22 protein-coding genes are annotated in these 24156 nt (G+C 71.2%); 16 read left to right on the top strand and 6 right to left on the bottom strand.

Going from position 1 to position 24156, the window contains the following annotated elements:
• Positions 1–112 precede the first annotated feature (112 nt).
• The 8 genes from mshD (at position 113) to pstB (ending at position 9754) form a co-directional block, all read left to right on the top strand.
• Positions 113–1108, top strand: a complete 996-nt coding sequence (gene mshD, locus ACIRST_RS37960; RefSeq protein WP_402808526.1) for a mycothiol synthase — start codon at positions 113–115, stop codon at positions 1106–1108.
• 342 nt (positions 1109–1450) lie between these two features.
• Positions 1451–3628, top strand: coding sequence for an RNA degradosome polyphosphate kinase (locus ACIRST_RS37965; protein ID WP_350525717.1), 2178 nt, complete (start codon positions 1451–1453; stop codon positions 3626–3628).
• 121 nt (positions 3629–3749) lie between these two features.
• A complete protein-coding gene (locus tag ACIRST_RS37970; RefSeq protein WP_350525716.1) occupies positions 3750–4835 on the top strand; it encodes a CHAD domain-containing protein in 1086 nt (361 codons plus the stop codon).
• A 91-nt stretch (positions 4836–4926) separates the two neighbouring features.
• On the top strand, positions 4927–5364 hold the full coding sequence (locus tag ACIRST_RS37975; protein ID WP_396549435.1) for an NUDIX hydrolase: 438 nt from the start codon (positions 4927–4929) through the stop codon (positions 5362–5364).
• A 245-nt stretch (positions 5365–5609) separates the two neighbouring features.
• Complete coding sequence (gene pstS / locus ACIRST_RS37980) at positions 5610–6743, top strand: phosphate ABC transporter substrate-binding protein PstS (RefSeq protein WP_350525714.1); 1134 nt, start codon at positions 5610–5612, stop codon at positions 6741–6743.
• 150 nt (positions 6744–6893) lie between these two features.
• Positions 6894–7871 carry a phosphate ABC transporter permease subunit PstC gene (gene pstC / locus ACIRST_RS37985; RefSeq protein WP_350525713.1) on the top strand — a complete coding sequence of 326 codons (978 nt, stop codon included), beginning with the start codon at positions 6894–6896 and terminating at the stop codon, positions 7869–7871.
• Complete coding sequence (gene pstA, locus ACIRST_RS37990; protein WP_350525712.1) at positions 7868–8938, top strand: phosphate ABC transporter permease PstA; 1071 nt, start codon at positions 7868–7870, stop codon at positions 8936–8938. The genes pstC and pstA overlap by 4 nt, the downstream gene beginning before the upstream one ends.
• A 39-nt stretch (positions 8939–8977) precedes the next feature.
• Positions 8978–9754: a phosphate ABC transporter ATP-binding protein PstB gene (gene pstB / locus ACIRST_RS37995; RefSeq protein ID WP_350525711.1), complete on the top strand. Its 777-nt coding sequence runs from the start codon at positions 8978–8980 to the stop codon at positions 9752–9754.
• 213 nt (positions 9755–9967) lie between these two features.
• Here pstB and ACIRST_RS38000 read toward each other — a convergent pair whose 3' ends face one another.
• Together ACIRST_RS38000 and ACIRST_RS38005 are read right to left on the bottom strand one after the other, a co-directional pair.
• Positions 9968–10963, bottom strand: coding sequence for an inorganic phosphate transporter (locus ACIRST_RS38000; protein WP_350525710.1), 996 nt, complete (start codon positions 10961–10963; stop codon positions 9968–9970).
• A 5-nt stretch (positions 10964–10968) separates the two neighbouring features.
• Entirely contained in the window at positions 10969–11589 is a 621-nt protein-coding gene (locus tag ACIRST_RS38005; protein WP_350525709.1) for a DUF47 family protein, read from the bottom strand.
• Positions 11590–11949: 360 nt separating this feature from the next.
• On the opposite strand from ACIRST_RS38005, the gene ACIRST_RS38010 reads away from it, so the two are divergent.
• On the top strand, positions 11950–12339 hold the full coding sequence (locus tag ACIRST_RS38010) for a metal-sensitive transcriptional regulator (RefSeq protein WP_402808534.1): 390 nt from the start codon (positions 11950–11952) through the stop codon (positions 12337–12339).
• Positions 12340–12398: 59 nt separating this feature from the next.
• Here ACIRST_RS38010 and ACIRST_RS38015 read toward each other — a convergent pair whose 3' ends face one another.
• Positions 12399–12587: a hypothetical protein gene (locus ACIRST_RS38015; RefSeq protein WP_402808536.1), complete on the bottom strand. Its 189-nt coding sequence runs from the start codon at positions 12585–12587 to the stop codon at positions 12399–12401.
• 195 nt (positions 12588–12782) lie between these two features.
• Positions 12783–13679: a hypothetical protein gene (locus tag ACIRST_RS38020; RefSeq protein WP_402808539.1), complete on the bottom strand. Its 897-nt coding sequence runs from the start codon at positions 13677–13679 to the stop codon at positions 12783–12785.
• Between the two features lie 163 nt (positions 13680–13842).
• Here ACIRST_RS38020 and ACIRST_RS38025 point away from each other — a divergent pair, with 163 nt between their 5' ends.
• Entirely contained in the window at positions 13843–14031 is a 189-nt protein-coding gene (locus tag ACIRST_RS38025) for a hypothetical protein (protein WP_350525705.1), read from the top strand.
• 102 nt (positions 14032–14133) lie between these two features.
• On the opposite strand, the gene ACIRST_RS38030 is transcribed toward ACIRST_RS38025, so the two are convergent.
• On the bottom strand, positions 14134–14856 hold the full coding sequence (locus ACIRST_RS38030) for a phosphatase PAP2 family protein (protein ID WP_350525704.1): 723 nt from the start codon (positions 14854–14856) through the stop codon (positions 14134–14136).
• Positions 14857–15050: 194 nt separating this feature from the next.
• Positions 15051–16229, bottom strand: coding sequence for an NlpC/P60 family protein (locus ACIRST_RS38035; protein ID WP_402808543.1), 1179 nt, complete (start codon positions 16227–16229; stop codon positions 15051–15053).
• 248 nt (positions 16230–16477) lie between these two features.
• Here ACIRST_RS38035 and ACIRST_RS38040 point away from each other — a divergent pair, with 248 nt between their 5' ends.
• The 6 genes from ACIRST_RS38040 (at position 16478) to ACIRST_RS38065 (ending at position 24133) form a co-directional block, all read left to right on the top strand.
• Positions 16478–16828, top strand: coding sequence for a hypothetical protein (locus ACIRST_RS38040; protein WP_350525702.1), 351 nt, complete (start codon positions 16478–16480; stop codon positions 16826–16828).
• 167 nt (positions 16829–16995) lie between these two features.
• Entirely contained in the window at positions 16996–17814 is an 819-nt protein-coding gene (locus ACIRST_RS38045; RefSeq protein ID WP_402808546.1) for a hypothetical protein, read from the top strand.
• Between the two features lie 49 nt (positions 17815–17863).
• A complete protein-coding gene (locus tag ACIRST_RS38050) occupies positions 17864–19102 on the top strand; it encodes a hypothetical protein (protein WP_402808548.1) in 1239 nt (412 codons plus the stop codon).
• 7 nt (positions 19103–19109) lie between these two features.
• A complete protein-coding gene (locus ACIRST_RS38055; protein WP_350525700.1) occupies positions 19110–20684 on the top strand; it encodes an SCO6880 family protein in 1575 nt (524 codons plus the stop codon).
• Between the two features lie 113 nt (positions 20685–20797).
• Positions 20798–22147 (top strand): ATP-binding protein, encoded by a 1350-nt coding sequence (locus ACIRST_RS38060; RefSeq protein WP_396549292.1) that lies wholly within the window; start codon positions 20798–20800, stop codon positions 22145–22147.
• A gap of 186 nt (positions 22148–22333) precedes the next feature.
• Positions 22334–24133: a bifunctional metallophosphatase/5'-nucleotidase gene (locus tag ACIRST_RS38065; RefSeq protein WP_350525698.1), complete on the top strand. Its 1800-nt coding sequence runs from the start codon at positions 22334–22336 to the stop codon at positions 24131–24133.
• Positions 24134–24156: the final 23 nt, after the last annotated feature.

Here is a 24156-nt window from a genome sequence, read left to right on the forward strand (position 1 = left end):
TGCAGGGGGGACCCTGTGGGAGAGTAGGACGCCGCCGAACAATCATTCCAAAGAACCCCTGATCCACTCGGATCAGGGGTTCTTTGCATTTCCGGTGACGTATCGTCAGTGCATGGACGATCAGACGGCAGTCACTGCGAACAACGTGCTCCACCCCGGGCAGCGCGACGGCGCCCTGCGTGTCCTGGCCGAGGCCCAGGCGGTGGACGGTCGGGCCGCCGTCTCGGAGCAGGGCCGGCTCCGGCTGCGTGCCGCGGAGAGCGCGCGCCCGGGGGTCACCCACTTCGTGGAGACCGAAGCCGGGACCGAACCCGAACCCGGGGTCGTCCTCGGTTACGGCCAGCTGGAGATCCCGCAGGGCCCCGCCGCCGACCAGTCCGCCGCCCCCGCCGCCGAGCTGGTCGTCGACCCGGCTGCCCGCGGCCGCGGCCTGGCCCGCCCGCTGGTGGACGCCGTACTGGCCCAGGCCCACCGGGCGGGGCACGACGCGGTGGACTTCTGGGTGCACGGCGGGCACCCGGCGGCCCGGCACCTGGCCGGGTCGTACGGCGCCGAGCTGGTCCGCGAGCTTCGGCAGATGCGCCGCACCGGTCGGCAGGCCGAGGAGGTGGCGTTCCCCGCGGGCGTCGAGCTCCGCACCTTCCGTCCGGGGGAGGACGACGCCGAGTGGCTGCGGCTGAACGCGCTGGCCTTCTCCCACCACCCGGAGCAGGGCGCCTGGACCGAGCAGGACCTGGCGGAGCGGATCGCCGAGCCCTGGTTCGACCCGGCCGGCTTCTTCCTCGCCACCCGCGACGGCAAGGTGGTCGGCTTCCACTGGACCAAGGTGCACCCGGCCACCGTCACCGAGCCCGAGCGCGGCGAGGTGTACGTGGTCGGGGTGGACCCGGCAGAGCAGGGCAGCGGCCTCGGCCGCGCGCTGACCGCGGCGGGTCTGCGTCACCTGACGGGCTCCGGCCCGGACGAGCGAGGACTGGAAACCGTTCTCCTCTACGTCGACGCCGACAATCCGGCCGCCGTGCGGGTATATGAACGACTGGGATTCACCGTTCACGAGGTGGACCTCATGTACCGAGCCCGGTACCAGGAGCAGAACCGGTCGGCCTGACCCCCTCACCCCACGGTCCGGCCGCCTCCCGGAGGTGGTGAAGTCGGCCCGGAGCGGTCGCGGGCGGAGTGGCCGGAACGGCAACGGCCCTTGCCCCGACCGACTCAGCTTTCCTCCTGGCCATGCGGTGTTTACCGTGGATTCAATTGCTGCCGCGAAGATCACAGGATGAAGTCCGTAGTGTCTCGCTCGTGCAGAGTCGACCGCCCCACGGCGGCCGGTCCTGTACGGACCGCGCCCGGCGGATGGGCGCTGTTCCCGGGATCGCCCCGGGGCGAGGGCGACGGCCCGCAGAGCCATTCGCGTCCGGACGCCGTCCTGCTGCTGGAGGAGCTGGAGCCCATGAGCATCCCCCGCCCCGTCTCTGCCGCGCTGTCGCCGACGGCCCGGATGTCCAGTGCGCTGGGCATCCCGCCCGAGCTGCCGGCCACGGACGAGCAGGAGTTCGAAGCGTTGCCGCAGGGCCGCTTCCTCGACCGCGAGCGGAGCTGGCTCGCGTTCAACGAGCGCGTCCTCGAACTCGCCGAGGACCCGGGGATCCCGCTGCTGGAACGGGCCAAGTTCCTGGCGATCTTCGCCAGCAACCTGGACGAGTTCTTCATGGTCCGGGTGGCCGGCCTCAAGCGCCGCATCGCCACCGGCGTCGCCCAGCGCAGCGCGTCCGGCCTCCAGCCGCGTGAGGTGCTCGACCTGATCTGGACCCGCTCCCGCGAGCTCATGGCCCGGCACGCCGCGGCCTTCCAGCAGGAGGTCCTGCCGGACCTCGCCACCGAGGGCATCGAGGTGGTCCGCTGGTCGGAGCTGGCCGAGAAGGAGCAGGCGCGGCTGCACACCCTCTTCCGGCAGAAGATCTTCCCCGTCCTGACCCCCCTGGCCGTCGACCCGGCGCACCCCTTCCCGTACATATCGGGACTCTCGCTCAACCTGGCCGTCGTGGTGCGCAACCCGGTCTCCGGGCACAAGCACTTCGCCCGGGTGAAGGTGCCGCAGTCGCTGGCGCGCTTCCTGGAGGCCTCGCCCCAGCGGTACGTCCCGCTGGAGGACGTGATGGGCGCGCACCTGGAGGAGCTCTTCCCCGGGATGGAGGTGCTGGCCCACCACGCCTTCCGCGTCACCCGCAACGAGGACCTGGAGGTGGAGGAGGACGACACCGAGAACATCCTCAAGGCCCTGGAGAAGGAGCTGATGCGGCGGCGCTTCGGCCCGCCGGTGCGGCTGGAGGTCGAGGAGTCGATCGACCCCTACATCCTGGACCTGCTGGTGCGGGAGCTGAACATCACCGAGGCGGAGGTCTTCCCGCTGCCCGGGCCGCTGGACCTCACCGGGCTGTTCGGGATCGCCGAGCTGGACCGGCCGGAGCTGAAGTACCCGAAGTTCGTGGCGGGCACGGCCCGCGGCCTGACCGACGTCGAGTCGGCCTCCCAGCCGGACATCTTCGCCGCGATGCGCGAGCGGGACGTCCTGCTGCACCACCCGTACGACAGCTTCTCCACCTCGGTGCAGGCCTTCCTGGAGCAGGCCGCCGCCGATCCCGACGTCCTGGCGATCAAGCAGACGCTGTACCGGACCTCCGGCGACTCGCCCATCGTGGACGCGCTCATCGACGCGGCCGAGTCCGGCAAGCAGGTGCTGGTCCTGGTCGAGATCAAGGCGCGCTTCGACGAGCAGGCCAACATCAAGTGGGCCCGCAAGCTGGAGGAATCCGGCTGCCACGTGGTCTACGGCCTGGTCGGGTTGAAGACGCACTGCAAGCTGTCGCTGGTGGTCCGCCAGGAGGGCGACACCCTGCGCCGCTACTCGCACGTGGGCACCGGCAACTACCACCCGAAGACGGCCCGGCTCTACGAGGACCTCGGCCTGCTGACCTCGGACCCGCAGGTCGGCGCCGACCTGTCGGACCTCTTCAACCGGCTCTCCGGATACTCGCGCCGCGAGTCCTACCGCCGTCTGCTGACCGCCCCGCGCGGCCTGCGCGACGGGCTGGTCGCGCGGATCCACAACGAGATCGCCCACCACAAGGCGGGCCGCCCGGCGTACGTGAAGCTCAAGGTCAACTCGATCGTCGACGAGGCCGTGATCGACGCGCTCTACCGGGCCTCGCAGGCCGGGGTGCCGGTGGACGTCTGGGTGCGCGGCATCTGCGCGATCCGCCCGGGCGTGCCGGGACTGAGCGAGAACGTCCGGGTCCGCAGCATCCTGGGGCGCTTCCTGGAGCACTCCCGGATCTTCGTGTTCGGCAACAACGGCGATCCGGAGGTCTGGATCGGCAGCGCCGACATGATGCACCGCAACCTGGACCGCCGGATCGAGGCGCTGCTGCGGATCACCGATCCGGCGCACCGCGCCGAGCTGTCCGGGCTGATCGACCTCGGGGTGTCGGACGAGACCGAGTCCTGGCACCTGGGGCCGGACGGCACCTGGACCCGGCACTCGCAGGACGCCGAGGGCCGACAGCTGCGGCACATCCAGGACCTCCTGATCGATTCGCGCCAGCGCCGCCGGGCCGCCACCACGCGCTGACGCGTCCACTGATGCGAAGCTGCCGGAACGGCGGGCCCTGGAGACTCCCGAGGGCAGCCGGTCCGGCGGTCGGCCACCAGCTCCGGGGAACGACCCCGGAGGAACGGGGATCTACCACGCCATGACCGATGCGCCGATGACGGCCCAGGCGGCCTCCACCGCGACCGCCGGGGACATCCTTTCCCGCCACCTCACCGCCCAGGCCGGCGCCTTCCTGCGCGCCCTGCCGCTGGCGGTGGGCGAGGTCGGCGCCAGACCCGGGACCGCCTCGGTCGTCCCGGCGGCGGGTACCGCCGACCTGCTGCGGGCCGTCCGGCGGATAGGCGGGCTGCTGCACACCTTCGGCTCGGTCTTCGAGCAGACCTGGGCGCAGGAGTCGCGCACCGAGCTGCGCTGGCTGCTCAACCTGCTGGCGCTCGAACCCGGGTACGTCCGCCGTTCGGCCCGGCTGCTGGGCGCGCTGGACTCGCTGAGCGGCAGCGACCCGGAGGGGACGGGCATGCTGGCCGGCCACGCGGGCGCCCCCAAGGCGCGGGCGCTGCTGGACCGGCAGCTGACCCTGGCCCGGACCCGGGCGCACTCCACGGTCCTCCAGGAGCTCCGCTCGGCCCGGCTGCACGCCCTGGCGGACCGGATGACGCTGCTGGTCGGCGAGGCGCCGCTGCTGGATTCGGCGGACGGCCGTGCGTCGGCGGTGCTGCTGCCGCACGCGGCCGCGGCCTTCGCCGCGCTGTCCGCGACCGCCCAGCAGCTGCCGCTGCAGCGGGCCGCGACGCCGTACGGCGGGGACGGGATGCGCCGGCTGGGCGCCGTCCCGGCCGCCCGGGGCGCGGTGGACGCGGACTCGGCGCTGGCGGCCGACGACGCGCCGTGGGCCCGGCTGCGGATCCTGGTGAAGCGCGGCAGGTACGCGCTGGAGGTCTGCGGCCGCCCGTCCTCCGACCTGGACGAGCTGGACGCGGTGCTGGCCCGGCAGCAGGAGGCCGCGGACGCCGCGGTCACCGCCTCCACCGCGGCGCGCACCCCGCGGATCACCCCCGCGACCGCGTACGTGCTGGGCGTGGTGCACGCCGACCAGCGGCTGGAGGTGGAGTCGGCGCGGTACGCCTTCGGCCGCCGGTGGCCCGAGCTGATGCCCGGCCCGGACGGCTGGCCGGAGTTCCCGGCCGAGGGCTGGGGCCACTCCGCCGCACCGAGGACGGTCTGAGTTGGGCGGGCGCCCGGGAGCCGGGCGGGCCGCGGCGGGGAGCGCGACCGGGGCGGTGCGCGCGACCGGGGCGGTGCGCGCGACGGTGGTCATGGCGGCGGGCGCGGTGCTGTGGCTGCCGGGCCGGCCGAAGAAGAGCGGCCGGCTGGGGCGGCCGCGGATCGCGGTGATCCACCGGCCCAAGTACGACGACTGGAGCCTGCCGAAGGGCAAGCTCGACCCCGGCGAGGGCGTGGTCGAGGCGGCGCTGCGCGAGGTGTGGGAGGAGACCGGCTTCCGGTGCCTGCTCGGCCCGGAGCTGCCCGCCCAGCACTACCAGGTGCAGGGCCGCCCGAAGGAGGTCCGCTACTGGGCCGCGGTGCCGTCGAGCGGCGCCTTCCGGCCCAACCGCGAGGTGGACCGGTTGGAGTGGCTGCCGGCCGGGAAGGCGCGCGCCCGGCTCACGTACGAGCACGACCGGTTGCTGATCGATGCGCTGCTGGTGATCCTGGGGGCGAAGCCGGTGCGCTCGGCCGGCGCGCCCCGGTGAAGGAACCGTGGAAGTGATCTTCCCGCGCCCTTGCCGTGACGCAACCGTTACTACCTGACGTAGTTTCCTGCCATCCCTTCGAGGTTCACTCCCCGTTCACTTGCGACCGGCTGTCGTGTCACTTACCCGGCCTAACTTCGGGACCACCGGAGGGCCGAACGGGCCCCGGACCACAGCAGAAACCCGTGCTGAGCCGTACGCGTACGGCAAGCGCAGCGGGCAATGCCTCAGAAAGGGACACCCCTGTGAAGCTCCAGCGGAACGGCCGCTCCAAGGCCCTCGCCATCGGTGCCGTGGCGCTCGTCAGCTCGCTGTCGCTCGCCGCCTGCGGCTCGGACAACAACAACACGACCGCCTCGGGCGGCTCCAGCGGCTCCGCCGCTCCCGCTGCCTCGATCAACTGTGGCAAGCCGGGCTCGCTGATCGCCGCCGGTTCGACCGCGCAGGGCACCGCGATCGACGTCTGGAAGACCAACTTCAGCGGCGCCTGCTCCGGCACCACGATCAACTACCAGGGCGTTGGCTCCGGTGCGGGCATCCAGCAGTTCACCCAGGGCAAGGTCCAGTTCGCCGGTTCCGACTCGGCCCTGAAGCCGGCCGAGGTCGACGCCTCCAAGGCGGTCTGCACCGGCGGCCAGGGCATCGACCTGCCGATGGCCGGCGGTCTGATCTCGCTGGTCTTCAACGTCGAGGGCGTCGACAACCTGGTCCTGGACGGCCCGACCGCCGCCAAGATCTTCGACTCGCAGATCACCAAGTGGAACGACCCGGCGATCGTCGCCCTGAACCCGGGCGCCAAGCTGCCGGACGCCGAGATCCAGTCGTTCCACCGTTCGGACGACTCCGGCACCACCGACAACCTGACCAAGTACTTCGCCGCCGCCGGCAACGGCGCCTGGTCCTACCCGTCCAGCAAGACCTGGGCGGCCAAGGGCGGCCAGTCGGCCAACGGCAGCGCCGGTGTCGCGGCCCAGGTGAAGCAGGTCAAGAACTCGATCAGCTACGTCGAGCTGGCCTACGCCCAGACCAACAGCCTGAAGAGCGCCGCCATCAACACCGGCGCCTCCAAGCCGGTCGAGGCCACCGCCGCCAACGCCGCCAACACCTTCGCCAAGGCCCAGATCGCCGGCACCGGCAGCGACCTGGCGCTGAAGCTGGACTACGCGACCAAGGACGAGGGCTCGTACCCGCTGGTCCTGGTCACCTACGAGATCGTCTGCGACAAGGGCAACAAGGCCGAGACGGTCGACACCCTGAAGTCCTTCCTGACCTACACCATCAGCGATGCGGGCCAGAAGGCGGCCGGCGAGAAGGGCTACGTCCCGCTGCCGAAGGAGCTGACCGACAAGGTCAACGCCGTCATCCCGACCCTGGCCTGATCCGACAGGACCACCGGTGGAGCGGCCCCGTGAGCGAGGGGGGCCGGGGCCGCCCCACCGGAACGCACCAAACCCAGCACCACGTCCGGGGCACCGCCGCCATGGTGCCGTCCCCCTTCCGGGGCGGCATCACCAGACCGGAGTAGACCAATGACTTCATCCTCCCCTGCCGCCCCGCGAGGCAGGGAACGCCGACCGCGTGACAGCCGGTTCGGCGACAAGATCTTCATGAACCTCGCCCGGGGATCGGGCATCCTGCTGCTGGTCATCATGGCCGCGATCGCCGGCTTCCTGACCTGGCGCTCGGGCCTGGCCCTCAGCAAGAACGAGGGCAACTTCTTCACCACCTTCGAGTGGGCGCCGGACGCACCGAAGCCGGTCTTCGGCATCGCGGTGCTGGTCGTCGGCACCATCGTGAGCGCCGTCATCGCGATGGCGATCGCCGTCCCGGTGGCCATCGGGATCGCGCTGTTCATCTCGCACTACGCGCCGCGCCGGATCGCCCAGCCGTTCGCCTACCTGGTCGACCTGCTCGCCGCCGTCCCCAGCATCGTCTACGGCCTGTGGGGCGCGCTCTTCCTCGTCCCGCACATGGACGGCCTGACCAGCTGGCTCAACGAGTACCTGGGCTGGACGTACATCTTCGACCAGACCAAGTCGGGCACCCCGCGCAACCTGTTCACCGTGGGCATCCTGCTGGCGATCATGGTCCTGCCGATCATCACCGCGGTCTCCCGCGAGGTGTTCCGCCAGGTTCCGCGGATGCACGAGGAGGCGGCGCTCGCGCTCGGCGCGACCCGCTGGGAGATGATCCGCACCGCGGTGCTGCCGTTCGGCCGCCCCGGCATCATCTCGGCCTCGATGCTCGGCCTCGGCCGCGCGCTCGGCGAGACCATCGCGGTCGCGGTGGTGCTCTCCTCCAGCAACGTCCTGTCGCTGCACATCCTCGACGCGGGCGGCGGAACCTTCGCGCAGAACATCGCGCTGAAGTTCGCCGAGGCCGGCGAGAACGGCCGCAACGCACTCATGGCCTCCGGCCTCGTCCTGTTCGTCATCACCCTCCTGGTGAACGGTGCCGCGCGACTGATCATCGCCCGCCGCAAGGAGTACTCGGGGGCCAACGCATGACCGCCACCGCCGTCGTCGAGGACGCCCGGCCCGCCGGCCGTCCGCTGACCGCCAACCGGCTGCCCAAGTGGGCCCCGGCTGCCGTCGCGGTCGGTTCGATCGCCCTCGGCTGCGGGATCGGCGCTGCCGCCGGCCTCGCCAGCCACCTGCAGTGGGGCCTGATCTCGGGCCTGCTGTTCCTCCTGATCAGCTACGGCGCCTCGGCCTGGGTCGAGGGCCGCCGACAGGCCAAGGACCGGCTCGCCACCTCGGTGGTCTGGGTCGCCTTCATCCTGGCGGTCGTCCCGCTGGTCGCCCTGACCGTGTACACCGTCCAGCAGGGCATCGAGGTGGTCAACGGGAACTTCCTGAGCCACTCGATGAAGGGTGTGCTCCAGTCCGGTCCCGGCGGTGGCATCTACCACGCGCTGATCGGCACCCTGCAGCAGGTCGCCCTGGCGACCGCCATCGCCGCCCCGATCGGGCTGCTGACCGCCGTCTACCTGGTCGAGTACGGCCGCGGCAAGCTCGCCAAGGCGGTCACCTTCTTCGTCGACGTCATGACGGGCATCCCGTCGATCGTCGCCGGTCTGTTCATCCTCTCGCTCTGGAACCTCGCCCTGGGCTTCAGCTACTCCGGCTTCTCGGGCAGCCTCGCGCTGGCGATCCTGATGATGCCGGTCGTGGTCCGGTCCACCGAGGAGATGCTCAAGCTCGTCCCGAACGAGCTGCGCGAGGCCTCGTACGCGCTCGGCGTGCCGAAGTGGAAGACCATCCTGCGGATCGTCCTCCCCACCGCGATCGGCGGCATCACCACCGGTGTGATGCTCGCGGTCGCCCGCATCACGGGCGAGACCGCCCCGGTGATGATGCTGGTGTTCGGCGCCGACTACATCAACAACAACCCGTTCGACGGTCCGCAGCAGTCCCTGCCGATGTACATCTGGACTCAGTACTCCCAGGTGAACAACCAGTACGGCTACGCCCGAGCCTGGGGTGCGGCGCTGGTGCTGATCGCCTTCGTGATGGGGCTCAACCTCATCGCCCGGGGTATCGCCCGCTGGCGCTCGCCCAAGACCGGCCACTGACCAGACTGACGTACGAGACAGACGAGAGAAGCAACGATCATGGCCAAGCGCATCGACGTCAGCGGACTGTCGGCCTACTACGGCACCACCAAGGCCATCGAGGACATCTCGATGAGCATCGAACCCCGCTCGGTGACCGCCTTCATCGGCCCCTCCGGCTGCGGCAAGTCCACCTTCCTGCGCACCCTGAACCGGATGCACGAGGTGATCCCCGGCGCCCGCGTCGAGGGCAAGGTCCTCCTGGACGACGAGAACCTGTACGCCGCCAACGTCGACCCGGTCGCCGTGCGTCGCTCGATCGGCATGGTCTTCCAGCGCCCGAACCCGTTCCCGACCATGTCGATCTACGACAACGTGGTCGCCGGCCTCCGGCTCGCGGGCGTGAAGAAGAAGGCCGTCCTGGACGAGGTCGTGGAGCACTCGCTCAAGGGCGCCAACCTCTGGAAGGAGGTCCACACCCGGCTGAACAAGCCCGGTGCCGGCCTCTCCGGCGGTCAGCAGCAGCGCCTGTGCATCGCCCGCGCCATCGCGGTCGAGCCGCAGGTCCTGCTGATGGACGAGCCCTGCTCCGCGCTCGACCCGATCTCCACCCTCGCCATCGAGGACCTGATCGGCGAGCTGAAGTCGCAGTTCACCATCGTGATCGTGACCCACAACATGCAGCAGGCGGCCCGCGTCAGCGACCGCACCGCCTTCTTCAACCTGGCGGGCGTCGGCCAGCCGGGCAAGCTGATCGAGCTGGACGACACCCAGCGGATCTTCTCCAACCCGTCGGTCCAGGCGACCGAGGACTACATCTCCGGCCGCTTCGGCTAGACCGGACCCCGCCACGCGCGCGAGCGCGGCCAACGGCGGAACGCGAGCTGTCCCGTGGTGCTGCATGGCGGTGCCGCCGCGGGACATGAAGAAGGGCCCGCCCCCGAGATGTGGGGGCGGGCCCTGTCATGTTCCCGGTGTCGTCCGGGGGCCTCCGGGGGACCGGCGTCCGGCGGGTCCTCCGGGACCGGCGCCCGACGGGTCCCTCCGGGATCAGCCCCAGAACAGGTGGACGAACCAGTACACCAGCGCTGCGACGATGGCGGCCGCCGGCATCGTGATGAACCAGCCGAGCACGATGTTCTTCGCGACGCCCCAGCGCACCGCGCGGATCCGCTTGGTGGCCCCCACGCCCATGATCGCCGAGGTGATCACGTGGGTGGTGGAGATCGGCGCCTTGTAGACGAACGAGGTGATGTACATGACGATCGAGGCGGTGGTCTCGGCCGCGAAGCCCTGCGGCGGGTCCAGCTCGATGATCTTGCGGCCGAGCGTCCGCATGATCCGCCAGCCGCCCGCGTAGGTGCCCAGCGAGAGCATCGTCGCGCAGGAGATCTTCACCCAGACCGGGATGTCGTAGGTGGCCTGCTGACCCGAGATGACCAGGGCCATCACCACGATGCCCATGGTCTTCTGGGCGTCCTGGAGGCCGTGCGCCAGTGCCATCGCGGCGGCGGAGGCGGTCTGGGCGACCCGGAAGTTGCGCTTGGCCCGGTGCGGGTTGGCCCGGCGGAAGATCCACAGGATCGCCAGCATCACCAGGTAGCCGCCGATCAGGCCGACCACCGGCGAGACGACCATCGGGATGATGATCTTGTCGATCACTCCGCTCCAGATCACCCCGGTGCCGCCGGCCAGCGCGGCGCCCACCAGGCCGCCGAACAGGGCGTGCGAGGAGGAGGAGGGCAGTCCGAAGTACCAGGTGACCAGGTTCCAGGCGATCGCGCCGATCAGGGCGGCGAACAGGATCGTCATGCCCTGGTTGCCCGAGGGGGTGTCGATGATCCCCTGCGAGACGGTGTGCGCCACGCCGCTGCCGAGGAAGGCGCCGGCCAGGTTCATCACCGCGGCCATCGCGAGCGCGGCCCGCGGGGTGAGCGCCCTGGTGGAGACCGACGTGGCGATCGCGTTCGCCGAGTCGTGGAAGCCGTTGGTGTAGGTGAAGAAGAACGCAACGCCGATGACGGCGATGAGTGCTGCCATGTCCACGAGGGTCAGGACTCCTTGACGGCGATGGTCTCCACCGTGTTGGCGACGTGCTCGAACGCGTCCGCCGCCTCCTCAAGAACGTCCACGATCTGCTTGAGCTTGAGCACCTCGATGGCGTCGTACTGACCGGAGAACAGGTGGGCGAGCAGCTTGCGGTGGATCTGGTCGGCCTGGTTCTCCAGCCGGTTGACCTCGATCCAGTACTCGGTGAGGTTCGACATGCTCCGCAGGTTCGGCATCGCCGCCGCGGTGAGCTCGGCGGCCCGGGCCAGCACCTCGATCTGCTGCTCGATCCCCTTCGGCAGGGTCTGGATGTCGTAGAGGACGACCAGGTCGACGGCCTCCTCCATGAAGTCCATGATGTCGTCCAGCGACGAGGCGAGGCTGTAGATGTCCTCGCGGTCGAAGGGCGTGATGAAGGACGAGTTCAGCTGGTGGAAGACGGCATGGGTGGTGTCGTCCCCGGCGTGCTCGGCGGCGCGCATGCGCTCGACGATCTCCGTGCGGGCCGACACGTCCGATCCCAGAAGCTCCAGCAGGAGCTTCGATCCGACGACGAGGTTCTCCGCCGCGGCGGCGAACATGTCGTAGAAGCTCGTCTCCTTCGGGGTCAGGCTAAAACGCACGGAAATCTCCGATGTGCGGGGTAGGGACTGAACGATGCTAGGTGCAACCGAGCGCAATCACGCAAACGGGGTGCCGAGCACGGAGCCGGAGCCTCCCCTTCCGTTCGGCTGCTGCATCGGCCGGCCCGGCCGCACCGCCACGTACGGACGCGGGCCCCCAGTCTGACGGAACCTCGCCCGGATTGTCCCCGTCGTGCGCACGGAGGGCCGGGTCGCCGCTCAGACGGGTGAACCCGCCGGACGGCCCCGCCAGAGCTCGGCGGCACATGCCGCATCGGCCGCCGGAACACCACCGGAGGCCCCGGTGTTGGACACTGGTGGCCGACGCAGCCACCAGGCACTCAGACGAAGGCGGGGCCGATGACCACGACGCAAGCGCGCACCGAGCCGGATCACGCGCACGGGGCCGACCCGCACGCCGGCCACGCCGCACCCGCGGCCGCCGGCGGACACCAGGGCGGGCACGGCCCGCACGGCTACAGCGCCCAGAAGGACGCGCACCTCAAGCGGCTGCGCCGGATCGAGGGCCAGATCCGCGGCCTCCAGCGGATGGTCGACGAGGACGTCTACTGCATCGACGTGCTCACCCAGGTCTCGGCCAGCACCAAGGCGCTGCAGTCCTTCGCGCTCTCCCTGCTGGAGGAGCACCTGCGGCACTGCGTCGCCGCCGCCGCCGAGGAGGGCGGGGCCGAACTGGACGCCAAGGTGGCGGAGGCCACCGCCGCGATCAGCCGCCTGCTGCGCAGCTGAGCCCACGGCCCGACGGGCCCCACAGCCCCACGGCCCTGCGGGTGGTCCGGGCCGCCCCGCTAGCCGTCGGCGTCCCGGTCGGCGGACCGGGAATCGGCCCGGTCGAGCAGCACCTCGTCGATCCGTTCGGTCGGCAGCCGCTCGCCGGAGCTGGCCGTCGCGGCGATCATCAGCTCGCCGGCCAGCTCGATCTCGTCGAGGGCCGCGTCGTCGTGGCCGCCGCTGCGGCCGCCCGTGGACGACACCACCTGCACCACCCCTTCAGTGCTCGCCAGCCCGGGCGGCAGCCACCCGACGTCCAGCCTAGGCACTCCGGGGCCCGTCCACATGGCACGGACGGGCCATCTCGGCGCCGCCGAAACGGGTGACCGCCGCTCCCCGGACGGCCACCCGCTCCGACGGCACCCCGTCTCGCCCCGGCGCCGGAGCGCTGCCCGGGCGACCTACTTGGGGCTCTCCGTGGGCTTCATCTGGTAGATGTCCGAGGCCGACGGCTCGGCCGCCTCGACCGGCTTGCCGAAGTCCGCCAGCGCGGTCGTCGACGTCACCTTCACCTGGTCCTTGGCCTCCTTCGACCCGGCCACCCCGGCGAAGGTGAACACCTCGACCACCTTGTGCAGCCGGCCCTGGTCGTCCAGCCAGGCGTCGTACGGGACATCCTTGACGGTGAAGGTCTGCGCGCCCATCCGCAGGCCGTCCCCGCCCCGGCCACCGGTCGCGTCGGCGGCCTTGGCCAGGTCCAGGGTGCCGCGGTAGTGGTGCAGTGCGACGCCGTCGACCGTCTCGGTGCCCACCGCGTCCGCCTTCTGCGCCCCGCGCAGCGCCCCCGCCGCCGAGGCCGGGTCGGTCGCGCCGCTGCTGACCAGGTTGCCGTCCGGCAGCTGGCGCACGTCCAGCTTCACCCACTTGCCCTCGGGCACCTTGGCGCCGCTGTTCTGCAGGTACACGGTGCCCGGCAGGACCACCTCGACGATCTTTCCGGTGGTCGCGGCGCCCGGCGGGACCTGCACCTCCAGCCGCCCGATCCGCTTCACGTAGTCGTAGCCGCCCGCGCCGCTGAACGAGGCCTTCTTCTCGGCGGACTCGGTGACCAGCTCGGTGGCCGTGTGCGCGGAGCCGGTGCGGCCGGTGATGTCGGCGGCGTTGCGCACCGCGGTCAGCGGGTCCGCGGCGAGCTGGTCGGGGGCGTTCGACTGCTGGTCCGAGGAACCGCCGCCGGATCCCGTGCAGCCGGCCGCGCCCGCGGCGAGCGCGACGGCGAGCAGGGCGGCCCCGGCCGCCGAGCGCAGGTGCGGACCCGGACGGCGCGCTGGCCGCCCGGTGCGCTGCTGGTCGGTCATCTTCATCCTCGCGACAACCCCCTCGGGCCCGACTGCCCTGCCGGGACACCACCGGGTGGGCAGAGCTCTTTCCGGGCAAACGAGTTGGGCCGGAAAGGGTTACGGGTGCCCGTCGGCCGGAGGGCGTCGCGCACCGGGCGTCCGGCGCGTTACGGTGAACTACGTGCACAGTGAGCTGTCGGCCGCGCCCGGCACCCGGATGCCCGAGCACCGCGTCGCGATCAGCGAGCGCGGCTCCTTCGCCTACGCGACGTGCAGCTGCGGCTGGTACTCCCCGGCCCGACGCTCCCGCGACCTCGCCCGCCGAGAGGGGGCCGGCCACCTGGCCGAGAACGGCACGGCGTCGGACTGACTGCCCGGGGCGGGCGGCCGGGCCGGACCCGACCCGGGCCGCCTCCGGGCGTGACCGTTTCCTGGCCGGACGGTTTCCCGGCCGTGCCACCGGTGCGGTGGGTCAGGCCGCGAGGTCGGACTCCGGCGGCTGCTCCTCGGCCCGCACCGGCCCGCGCCCGCGCCGACGGCCGCGCGGGGCGGCCCCGCCGCGGGCCGCATCGGCGCGCTCCGGAGCCCGGATCAGCGGCGCGACGGCCGTCCGGCTCAGCGCATGGCAGAACGGGACCAGCACCGCCATCGCGATCGGCGCCAGCAGCAGCACCACGGCGACGGCCAGCGCGAAGCCGCCGATCACGTCGGTCGGGTAGTGGACGCCCATGAACATCCGGCAGAAGCCCTGCAACAGGGCCAGGCCGCCGGCGATCCAGCCGAGCCTCCGGTTCACCAGGAACAGCGCCACCGCGACGCCCATCGTCATCGTCGAGTGGTCACTGACGAAGGAGTGCGTGCCGGCCTTGCCGTCCACCAGCACCAGCAGCCCGGGGTGGTCGACGAACGGGCGCGGACGGTTCACGATCGCGGCGATCGGCAGGTTGGCCAGCTCGGCGATCGCGACCGAGAGCGGCACCCAGAGCAGCCCGGCGACCGCCACCGGCGCGTCCGGGCGGCGTCTGGCCTGCAGCCAGGCCACCAGACCGAGCATGCCCAGGCCGATCAGGATGCCGTACTCGCCGATCCACGAGACCAGGTGGTCCAGCCACTGCGGGGAGCGTTTGGCCAGACCGTTGACGGCGTAGAGCAGGCCGAGGTCGGGGTTGGTCGTGTCGGCAAGCGGCGTCGACACGCCGCACCTCCTTCTGGTCCGCTGCACCTGTGGGTTCCCGCCGGGGCCCGCCCGGCGCGGACTGCTGACGAGGGGCCACCGGAAGAAACGTCATTTCCGGGATACAGCGTTCCACGGAAACGCGCGGTTATCGAAACTTGACTCAGCGTCCACAGTGCGCACACAGGTCCCGGGCGGCCCGGCCGCACCGCGGCCTACCGGCCCGCCCCGGCGGGGGCCGGCCCGGTCGGCGCGGGCGGGGCCGCCACCGCGGGCCGGGCGGAGACCGCCTGGCTGCCGCCCTGCGTGCCGCCCTGGGTTCCGCCCTGGTTCGAGACGGGGCTCGCCGGCGCCGTCGAACCGGGCCGGCTCGGGGCGTTGACCGATCCGTCGTTGTTCCGGCTCGGCAGCGCCTGGGCGCCGTCCGAGGTGACCCGGGTCGCGCCGATGTACTCCTTGGTGTCGATCTTGTCGTAGCGGATCACCGCGCCGGTGTGCGGCGCGTTGATCATGTAGCCGCCGCCGACGTAGATCCCCACGTGGTGGATGCTCCGCGGGTCGCTCAGGTCCGTCGCGAAGAACACCAGGTCCCCGGGCCGCAACTGATCGCGCGTCGGGTGCGGGCCCGCGTACCACTGGTCGTTGGCCACCCGGGGCAGTGTGATGCCCACGCTGGCGTACGCCGCCTGGGTCAGGCCCGAGCAGTCGAACCGGCCGTTCTGCGAGGGCAGGCCCTCGCCGCCCCACAGGTAGGGGGTGCCGAGCTTGGTCTGCGCGAAGTAGATCGCCGCCGCCGACTGCGCGGACACCTCCAACGGCGCGGTCGGTGCCGTGAAGCTGCGCGCCATCGCCTGGATGCTCCGGACGTAGCCCTGGGTCTCCTTGTACGGCGGGATGCCCCGGTTGCTCGTCACCGCGTACGGACCGGCGTTGTAGGCGGCCAGCATGTTGGCCTGCGGGTCGCCCGGGACGTTCGAGACGTCCTTGGCGAGCGCGCAGTCGTAGACCGCCGCCGAGGCGATCGCGTCGTACGGGTCCCAGACGTCCTTCCGGCCGTCACCGTTCGCGTCCGTTCCGTACGTCACCCAGGTGCCCGGCATGAACTGCGCCATTCCCTGCGCCCCGACACCGGAGCGGGCCTTGGGGTCGAATCCGCTTTCCTGGTACAGCTGCGCCGCGAGCATCGGCGGGGAGATCTCCGGGCAGAGCGCGCCCCACTTCTGGATCGCGTCCTGGTAGGCCGCAGGGACCGTTCCGGGGGAGAGGGCGGAACGATTCGCCGCCTGCTGCGCCGTCCCACTCGCCGCATAAGTCCCCATCGTCACCAGCCCGATGAGCCCGAACGAAACAACTCCCGCAGCGACGGCGGCCGCACCGGCCTTCCGGAGTACCATCAGCACCATCCCGACGATTCGTCAGTCGAAGTGTCCCGGAAGGCGTTGCTCACCGCAATCATCAGAGATACAAGGAGTGAGCGCTATCCTTCGTACGGTGGACATCCTCGCGTACGTGTCCGATGCCTCACGACCAATCCGCGAGAAGTAGCCAAGTCGACATCAGATCTGGCCAAGAATAGGCACCGACCCTTCGCGCGGGCGGGGTCCGGGCCCTTGAATTTGCCTGATCGGGCGGTGAGATGGAAATGAACCTGAGCAGCGTGCACACCTATGCGGTCGGCCACCTGGCCGATGACCCACCGAAGAAGCCGAATATCGACACCATCATCGGCGGGATCGCCCCGGACTGGGGCCCGTTCGCGAGCCTCGGGTCGGAGGCCCGGGTGATGGTCGAGGTCATCATGGCCGTCGCCATCCTCGTCTGCCTCGGCCTGGCCGTCTGGGGCGCCGCCAAGCAGCGGATCGGTGCGACCGCGATGCGCGACAGCTTCGGAGCCGAACAGGGCAAGGGGCTGATCGTGGCCGGACTGACCGGCGTGTTCATCATCGGATCACTCGGCACTCTGTTCACCATTGTCTACGGCATGGCGATCTGACGATCGGACAGCAGTAGTCCGCCCGTCCGAGATCGGGTCCCCGTCCGGACCCCCTCCAGCGGCCGGCCTGCCAGGACTCCACCCCCGTTCCCACCCTCCGTCCGCGCCCGCCCCCGGGTGGAGGGCCCCCGGAGCCGCCCCCGGCTCCCCGCACCAGGAGGGCCGCCGTGCCGTTGTCCGACGACCAGCCGCACACCCGTACGCGGCTACCGGTCGGCGAACAGCCCTCCCCGCAGCCGAGCCTCCGTCAGTCACGGCCGCTGCGCACCCTGCTGACCGTCCTCGTCGTCGTCACCCTGCTCGTCGTGGCCATCGCCATCGCCAACCGCGGCAAGCCCGGCACCGGCAGCGACGGCGGCCGCTCCGCCGACCACGCCGCCCCCAGCGCACCCTCCGGCGCCGGCCCCGCCCCCAGCGGCGACCAGCCCGTCGGCACCACCGTCAACGGCATCGCCTCCGGCTTCCCGCACAGCGACCAGGGCGCCCAGTCCGCCGCAGCCAACTACGCGGTGGCGATCGGCTCGGCGGACATGTTCCGCGCGGACAACCGCCACACCATCGTCGCCACCATCGCCGACCCCGGCGCGGCGCCGACCCTGCAGAGCCGACTGGACCAGGGCTTCGGCGGCGACACCGTCGCCCGCTACGGCCTCGACGCCCAGGGCCGCGCCCCCAAGGGCCTCACCTTCGTCAGCCGCACCGTCCCGGTCGGCACCAAGTCGACCGGCTACACCGACAGCGACGCCAAGGTCGAGGTGTGGTGCACCGGCCTCACCGGCCTCGCCGGCGAGCGCTCCGTCCAGCCGGTGACCACGAACTGGTTCACCCTCACGCTCTCGCTGCACTGGACGGGCGGCGACTGGAAGCTCACCGACTTCACCAGCAGGCAGGGCCCCGCGCCGATGCCCGGAGACCAGCAGGCCGCAACCGCCGAGGAGATCACCGGCGCCGTGCAGCAGTTCGGGGGGTTCCGCTATGCCCGTTGACCAGACCTCGCGCCGAAGGACCGCACGCCGTGCGGGCACGGTGGCCGGCGTGCTGGCCACTCTGCAGGTGACGGTGATGCTCGCCGCCCAGCGGGTGTTCGCCGATCCGGCGCCCACTCCGGCCCCGAGCGGGACTCCCAACGCCAACTGCCCCGACCTGCCGATCTCTGGAAACGGCATCCTCTGTGTCGACAAGCCCGGTGGCGGCTCGCTCCCCGGCAGCAACACCGTCAGCAATGTGACCGATCCGCTCGGGGCGTTGGCGAAGAGCTGTGCGCAGGCGGCGGCGTGGGTGGTGCGGAACCTGTCGGGGGCGATCGACGGGACGACGCAGGTGGACTTCACCAACGCGTCGTTCCTGCAGCAGTACGCCGTGGTGTTCGCGGTGTCGACGGTGATCACGCTGGTGCTGTGGCTGCTGGCGGTGACGAAGCGGGCCGTGCGGGGGGCGCCGCTGACGACGGCGTTCTCGGAGGCGATCGGCTTCCTGTGGCTGACGGTGGTGGCGTCCGCGTTCACGCCGTTGATCCTCTACACCGTGGTGAGCGTGACGGACGGGCTGACCAAGGCGATCGCGGTCGGCACGAAGACGGACACCGGGTCGTACCTGGGCGGGTTCGCGGACACCCTGGAGAAGGGGAACGTCGGCGGCGGTCCGCTGATCCTGGTGCTGGTGTCGCTGGTCGCGGTGCTGGCGGCGGCGGTGCTCTGGATCGAGCTGCTGATCCGGGCGGCGATGCTGTACGTGGGCGCGCTGCTGGGGACGGCGGTGTACGCCGGGCTGGTCGACAAGCAGCTGTGGAAGCACGTGCGCCGGTGGGCCGGGGTGATGCTGGCGGTGGACCTGGCGAAGCCGATCATCGTGATCATCCTGGGCCTGGCAGGCGCAGTGGCGAGCGGGGCCGGGGCGAGCGACGACTTCGCCCGGGTGCTGTCGGGGCTGGCGATCCTGTTCCTGTCGATCTTCGCCAGTGCCGCGATCTACCGCTTCGTGCCGGGCTTCGGCGACGAGATCCTGAACATGCGTCAGGCCCGGGCCAATGCGGTGCAGGCGGGTTCGGCGATGATCAACGGCACCGCGAACCTGATGAAGCAGGGCATCACCACCCACGGCGACCGCGGCGGGCCGGCGGGCGCGGGTGGCGGCGGCGGTGGCGCGGGCGGCGGTTCGGTCGCGCCGGGCATCGCCGCCCACGCCGGCCGGACGCCCGCCCCACCGCCGCAGGCCGGGCCGCCGCAGGCCGCCCCGGTTCCGATCCGCGACAGCAATCCAGCGAAGGGAGGGTGACGGGTAAGTGAGCAGCGAACCGCTCGGCCAGTACGGTGCCCAGTACGCCCAGCCGTACGTGCACCAGCGCCGCACCTACCTGATCGGCAAGGCCCGCCCGAACGCGCCGATCGGCCGGAACCGGGAGTCCGGCGAGATCCTGCTGATCATCTTCGGGGCGTTCCTCGGCATGCTCTGGGGCCTGTTGATGCCGATCCTGCCGTTGCGGATCGGCGGTCTGGTCGGCCTGCCGGCGCTCGCCATCGCGGCGGTGTACGTGCCGTACCGCAAGCGGACGTTCTACAAGTGGGTGGAGATCAACCGCACCTACCGCCGGACGATCCGCAGCGGGCGGGCGGTGTGGCGCTCGGACGTGATGGACGCCGGTACCCGGATGGACGGCCGGGAGGTGGAGGTCGGGCCGCCGCCCGGGGTCGGGCGGCTGCGCTGGCTGACCGCGCCGTTCGGGCCGGACGAGGTCGGGGTGCTGATGCACCTGGAGCGGCGGACGGTGACGGCCGCGATCGAGATCGAGGGCCCGGGCGTCGGGCTGCGCGACTCGGAGGACCAGGAGGCGCTGGTCGACCGGTTCGGCACGCTGCTGAAGCACGTCGCCAACGGGGACGGCTTCGTGACCCGGCTGCAGATCCTCGCCCGGACCCTGCCGGCCGACCCGGACGCGCACGCCAAGGACGTGGAGCGCCGCGGCGATCCGTCCTCGCCCCGCTGGCTGCAGGACTCCTACGACCAGCTGCAGTCGATGGTGTCGACGTCGTCCGAGCAGCACCGGGCGTACCTGGTGGCCTGCATGCACTACACCCGTGACCTGGCCGCGGAGGCGCACGCGATGGGCCGCACGGCCACCGGCCGGCGGGCCCGGGACGACGAGGGGCTGGCCGCCGTGATGGCGCGCGAGCTGACCGACATCTGCGCCCGGCTGGCCGAGGCGGACATCCGGGTGCGCCAGCCGCTGGGCCAGGCCCGGCTCTCCTCGCTGCTGCACTCGATGTACGACCCGGACCACCCGATCGACCACATCCAGGCGATGTCCCGGCGCAACGCCTGGCCGGCCGAGCTGGACGCGACCAACCCGCAGTACCTGGAGGCGAAGACCCGCGAGTCGGCGACCCGGGAGCCGTGGTGCCACGCCACCGCCTGGATCAAGGAGTGGCCGCTCACCCCGGTGGGCGTCAACTTCCTGGCGCCGCTGCTGGTGCACACCCCGGACGTGATCCGGACGGTCGCGGTGACGATGGACCTGGAGCCCACCGACGTCGCGATCGAGCGGATGCTGACCGAGAAGACCAACGACGAGGCGGAGGCCAGCCGCGCCGCCAAGATGAACCGGACGGTCGACCCGCGCGACCTGGCCCACACCGGCCGGGTGGACCAGCGCGGTGACGACCTGGCCTCCGGCGCGGCCGGGGTGAACCTGGTCGGCTACATCACGGTCTCCTCGCGCAACCCCGACGCGCTGGCCCGCGACAAGCGGACCATCCGGGCCTCGGCCGGCAAGAGCTACCTCAAGCTGGAGTGGTGCGACCGCGAGCACCACCGGGCCTTCGTCAACACCCTTCCGTTCGCCACCGGCATCCGCCGCTGACACCGCCGCGGACTCCGCGGCCACCGACACCGCCGCGGGCTTCCGCGGTCGCCGACAACCGCCGCGGACCTCCGCACCCGTCCGACCGTTCCGCCGACTCAGGGAGGCCGCACATGGCGCTCGGCAACCTCACCGACGCGTTCACCAGCCTGATGTTCGGCAAGGTGGAGACCACCCGCCTGCCGGTGCGCACCTCCACCGGCCAGGCGCAGGCGGTCTACCTTCCCACCGCCGCGCCGGGGCTGGGCGACTCGGGCGTGATCATCGGCCGTGAGGTGTACAGCGGCAAGGGGTACGTGTACGACCCCTTCCAGCTGTACGGGCAGCAGCTGCCGGCTCCGCACTGGCTGGTGCTCGGCGAGTCCGGCAACGGCAAGTCGGCGCTGGAGAAGACGTACGTGCTACGGCAGTTGAGGTTCCGCGACCGCCAGGTCGTGGTGCTCGACGCGCAGGGCGAGGACGGCGTCGGCGAGTGGAACCTGATCGCCGACGCGCTGGGCATAAAGTCGATCCGGCTGGACCCGATGGCCGCCCGGGACGGCGGGGTGAAGCTCAACCCGCTGGACCCGGCGATCACCCAGACCGGCCAGCTGTCGCTGCTGCGCACCATCATCGAGGTGGCGATGGGGCGAGGGCTGGAGGAGCGGGCCGGCTTCGCGCTGAAGGCGGCGCACGCCCACGTGGTGGCCTCGGTGACGGACCGCCAGCCGGTGCTGGACGACATCATCGACACCCTGCGCAACCCCGACCTGTCCTCGGTGGAGTCGCTGGGCGTGGCGGTGGAGGAGGTGCAGTCCTGGGGCCTGGACGTGGCGCTGGTGCTGGACCGGCTGGTCGACGGTGACCTGCGCGGCATGTTCGACGGGTCGACCACCGAGGGCATCGACCTGGACGCGCCGCTGATCGTCTTCGACCTCTCGCACATCGACCGCAACTCGATCGCGATGCCGATCCTGATGGCGATCGTCGGGGTGTGGCTGGAGCACACCTGGATCCGACCGGACCGGAAGAAGCGCATCTTCCTGGTCGAGGAGGCCTGGCACATCATCAACAGCCCGTTCGTGGCGCAGTTGTTCCAGCGGCTGCTGAAGTTCGGCCGCCGGCTCGGGCTCTCCTTCGTCGCGGTGGTGCACCACCTGTCGGACGTGGTGGACGGTGCGGCGGCCAAGGAGGCGTCGGCGATCCTGAAGATGGCCTCCACCCGGACGATCTACATGCAGAAGGCCGAGGAGGCGCGGGCCACCGGCCGGGTGCTGGGTCTGCCGCGGTGGGCGGTGGAGATCATTCCCACACTTTCGCCGGGTATCGCGGTCTGGGACGTCAACGGGAACGTCCAGGTGGTCAAACACATCATCACCGAGACCGAGCGACCACTGGTGTACACCGACCGCGCGATGACCGAGGACGCGGTGGCCGAACGGGTGCGCGCGGAGCGGCACTTGGCCGCCGAGCCGGGGGTCTGAGGCCCGCCCCTGCGCAGTCTCCGCACCCCGCGGACGGCGACGGTTCGTCAGGAGGTAATCCTCTCGTTACGTTCGACGTCCTGACAGCTACGCGCGTTGACCCTAGGCTTCACACGCGCAACACATGCCCGTACGCCGATGCTGTCCCACAGCCGGTGCTCCTCCGAGGTGCAGGGGACCCCTCTCATGCTCACCGTCAGATCCCGACGGACGGCGCTCGCCGTCGTCGCCGCCGCTGGTCTGCTCGGCACGGTGGTCGTGCCGACGGCCGCCCAGGCCGCCGACGCCAACTCCAAGCGTCACAAGACCGTCAACCTCCAGCTGCTGGCGATCAACGACTTCCACGGCAACCTGGAGCCTCCGGCCGGCTCGTCCGGCACGATCAAGGAGATCGACCCGGCCACCGGCAAGGAGGTCGCCACCCCGGCCGGCGGCATCGAGTACCTGGCCACCGAGCTGCGCAAGGCGCGGATACCGGCCGACGACTCGATCACCGTCGCGGCCGGCGACATCGTCGGCGCCAGCCCCCTCACCTCGGCGCTCTTCCACGACGAGCCGACCATCGAGGCGATGGACAAGCTCGGCCTGGACGTCACCTCCGTGGGCAACCACGAGTTCGACGAGGGCGCGCAGGAGCTGCTGCGCATGCAGGAGGGCGGCTGCCACCCGACCGACGGCTGCTACGAGCCCGGCCGCACCTTCAAGGGCGCCAACTTCAACTACCTGTCGGCGAACGTCACCGACGAGAAGACCGGCAAGCCGCTGCTGGCCCCGTACTGGATCACCAAGTCCCAGGGCGTGAAGGTCGGCTTCATCGGCGTCACCCTGGAGGGCACGCCGAACATCGTGACCGCCGAGGGCGTCAAGGGCCTGAAGTTCGCCAACGAGGTCACCACGATCAACAAGTACGCCGCCGAGCTCAAGGCCAAGGGCGTCAACTCGATCGTCGCGCTGATCCACGAGGGCGGCTACCCGGCCAGCTCCGTCTACAACTACGACTGCGGTGCGGCCGGCCAGGGCGTCTCCGGCCCGATCGTCGACATCGCGAAGAAGATCGACCCGGCGGTCGGCGCCATCGTCACCGGCCACACCCACAACGCGTACGCCTGCACCATCCCCGACCCGAACGGCGTTCCGCGCTCGGTGACCAGTGCCGCCTCCTTCGGCCGGCTCTTCACCGAGATCGACATGAAGCTGGACAAGACCACCGGCGAGATCGTGCGCCCCTCGGTCAAGGCCGAGAACCACGTGGTGCGCCGCACGGTCGAGAAGGCGCCCGACATGACGGCGCTGGTCGACCACTACCAGAAGCTGGCCGCCCCGATCGCCAACCGTCCGATCGGCTGGATCGGTTCGGACATCAACGGCCGCGGCAGCAGCGACCTGGAGAAGCCGCTCGGTGACGTGATCGCCGACGCGCAGCTGGCGGGGCTGACCCCGGCGGACAAGGGCGGTGCGCAGGTCGCCTTCATGAACCCGGGCGGCATCCGTTCCGACCTGGTCCACAAGGCCTCGGGCAGCGAGGGCGACGGCGTGGTGACCTACGGCGAGGCGTTCACCGTCCAGCCGTTCACCAACATGATGCAGGTCAAGACGCTGACCGGGGCCCAGCTGGTCCAGCTGCTCCAGCAGCAGGTGAGCGGCTCCAACGACGCCGCGCCGAAGGTCCTCCAGGTGTCGTCGAACCTGCACTACACCCTGGACATGCGCAAGACCGGCGCGGACCGGGTCCTGGTGGACTCGATCCGGCTGAACGGCGCGCCGGTCGACCCGGCCGCCAAGTACCGCGTCGCGGCCAACGAGTTCCTGGCCGGCGGCGGCGACGGCTTCCCGGCCTTCGCGGCCGGCACCGACAAGCTCGTCGGCGCCTCCGACCTGGACCTCTTCACGGCCTACCTGGGCGCCCACAGCTCGGCGAGCGCGCCGCTGCAGGCCCCGGCGCAGGACCGGATCAAGATCATCGGCCCGGGCAGCGACATCGACTGACCGTGAGCCGGCCCTGAGGGGCG

The organism is Kitasatospora sp. NPDC101447 (assembly GCF_044767225.1).
Lineage (GTDB): Bacteria > Actinomycetota > Actinomycetes > Streptomycetales > Streptomycetaceae > Kitasatospora.

Bases quoted from the DNA above. Each gene is read 5' to 3' on its own strand.
- mshD (WP_402808526.1), top strand. From the start codon at position 113: ATGGACGATCAGACGGCAGTCACTGCGAACAACGTGCTCCACCCCGGG.
- ACIRST_RS37965 (WP_350525717.1), top strand. From the start codon at position 1,451: ATGAGCATCCCCCGCCCCGTCTCTGCCGCGCTGTCGCCGACGGCCCGG.
- ACIRST_RS37970 (WP_350525716.1), top strand. From the start codon at position 3,750: ATGACCGATGCGCCGATGACGGCCCAGGCGGCCTCCACCGCGACCGCC.
- ACIRST_RS37975 (WP_396549435.1), top strand. From the start codon at position 4,927: ATGGCGGCGGGCGCGGTGCTGTGGCTGCCGGGCCGGCCGAAGAAGAGC.
- pstC (WP_350525713.1), top strand. From the start codon at position 6,894: ATGACTTCATCCTCCCCTGCCGCCCCGCGAGGCAGGGAACGCCGACCG.
- pstA (WP_350525712.1), top strand. From the start codon at position 7,868: ATGACCGCCACCGCCGTCGTCGAGGACGCCCGGCCCGCCGGCCGTCCG.
- pstB (WP_350525711.1), top strand. From the start codon at position 8,978: ATGGCCAAGCGCATCGACGTCAGCGGACTGTCGGCCTACTACGGCACC.
- ACIRST_RS38010 (WP_402808534.1), top strand. From the start codon at position 11,950: ATGACCACGACGCAAGCGCGCACCGAGCCGGATCACGCGCACGGGGCC.
- ACIRST_RS38020 (WP_402808539.1), bottom strand. From the start codon at position 13,679: ATGACCGACCAGCAGCGCACCGGGCGGCCAGCGCGCCGTCCGGGTCCG.
- ACIRST_RS38035 (WP_402808543.1), bottom strand. From the start codon at position 16,229: ATGGTACTCCGGAAGGCCGGTGCGGCCGCCGTCGCTGCGGGAGTTGTT.
- ACIRST_RS38040 (WP_350525702.1), top strand. From the start codon at position 16,478: ATGAACCTGAGCAGCGTGCACACCTATGCGGTCGGCCACCTGGCCGAT.
- ACIRST_RS38060 (WP_396549292.1), top strand. From the start codon at position 20,798: ATGGCGCTCGGCAACCTCACCGACGCGTTCACCAGCCTGATGTTCGGC.
- ACIRST_RS38065 (WP_350525698.1), top strand. From the start codon at position 22,334: ATGCTCACCGTCAGATCCCGACGGACGGCGCTCGCCGTCGTCGCCGCC.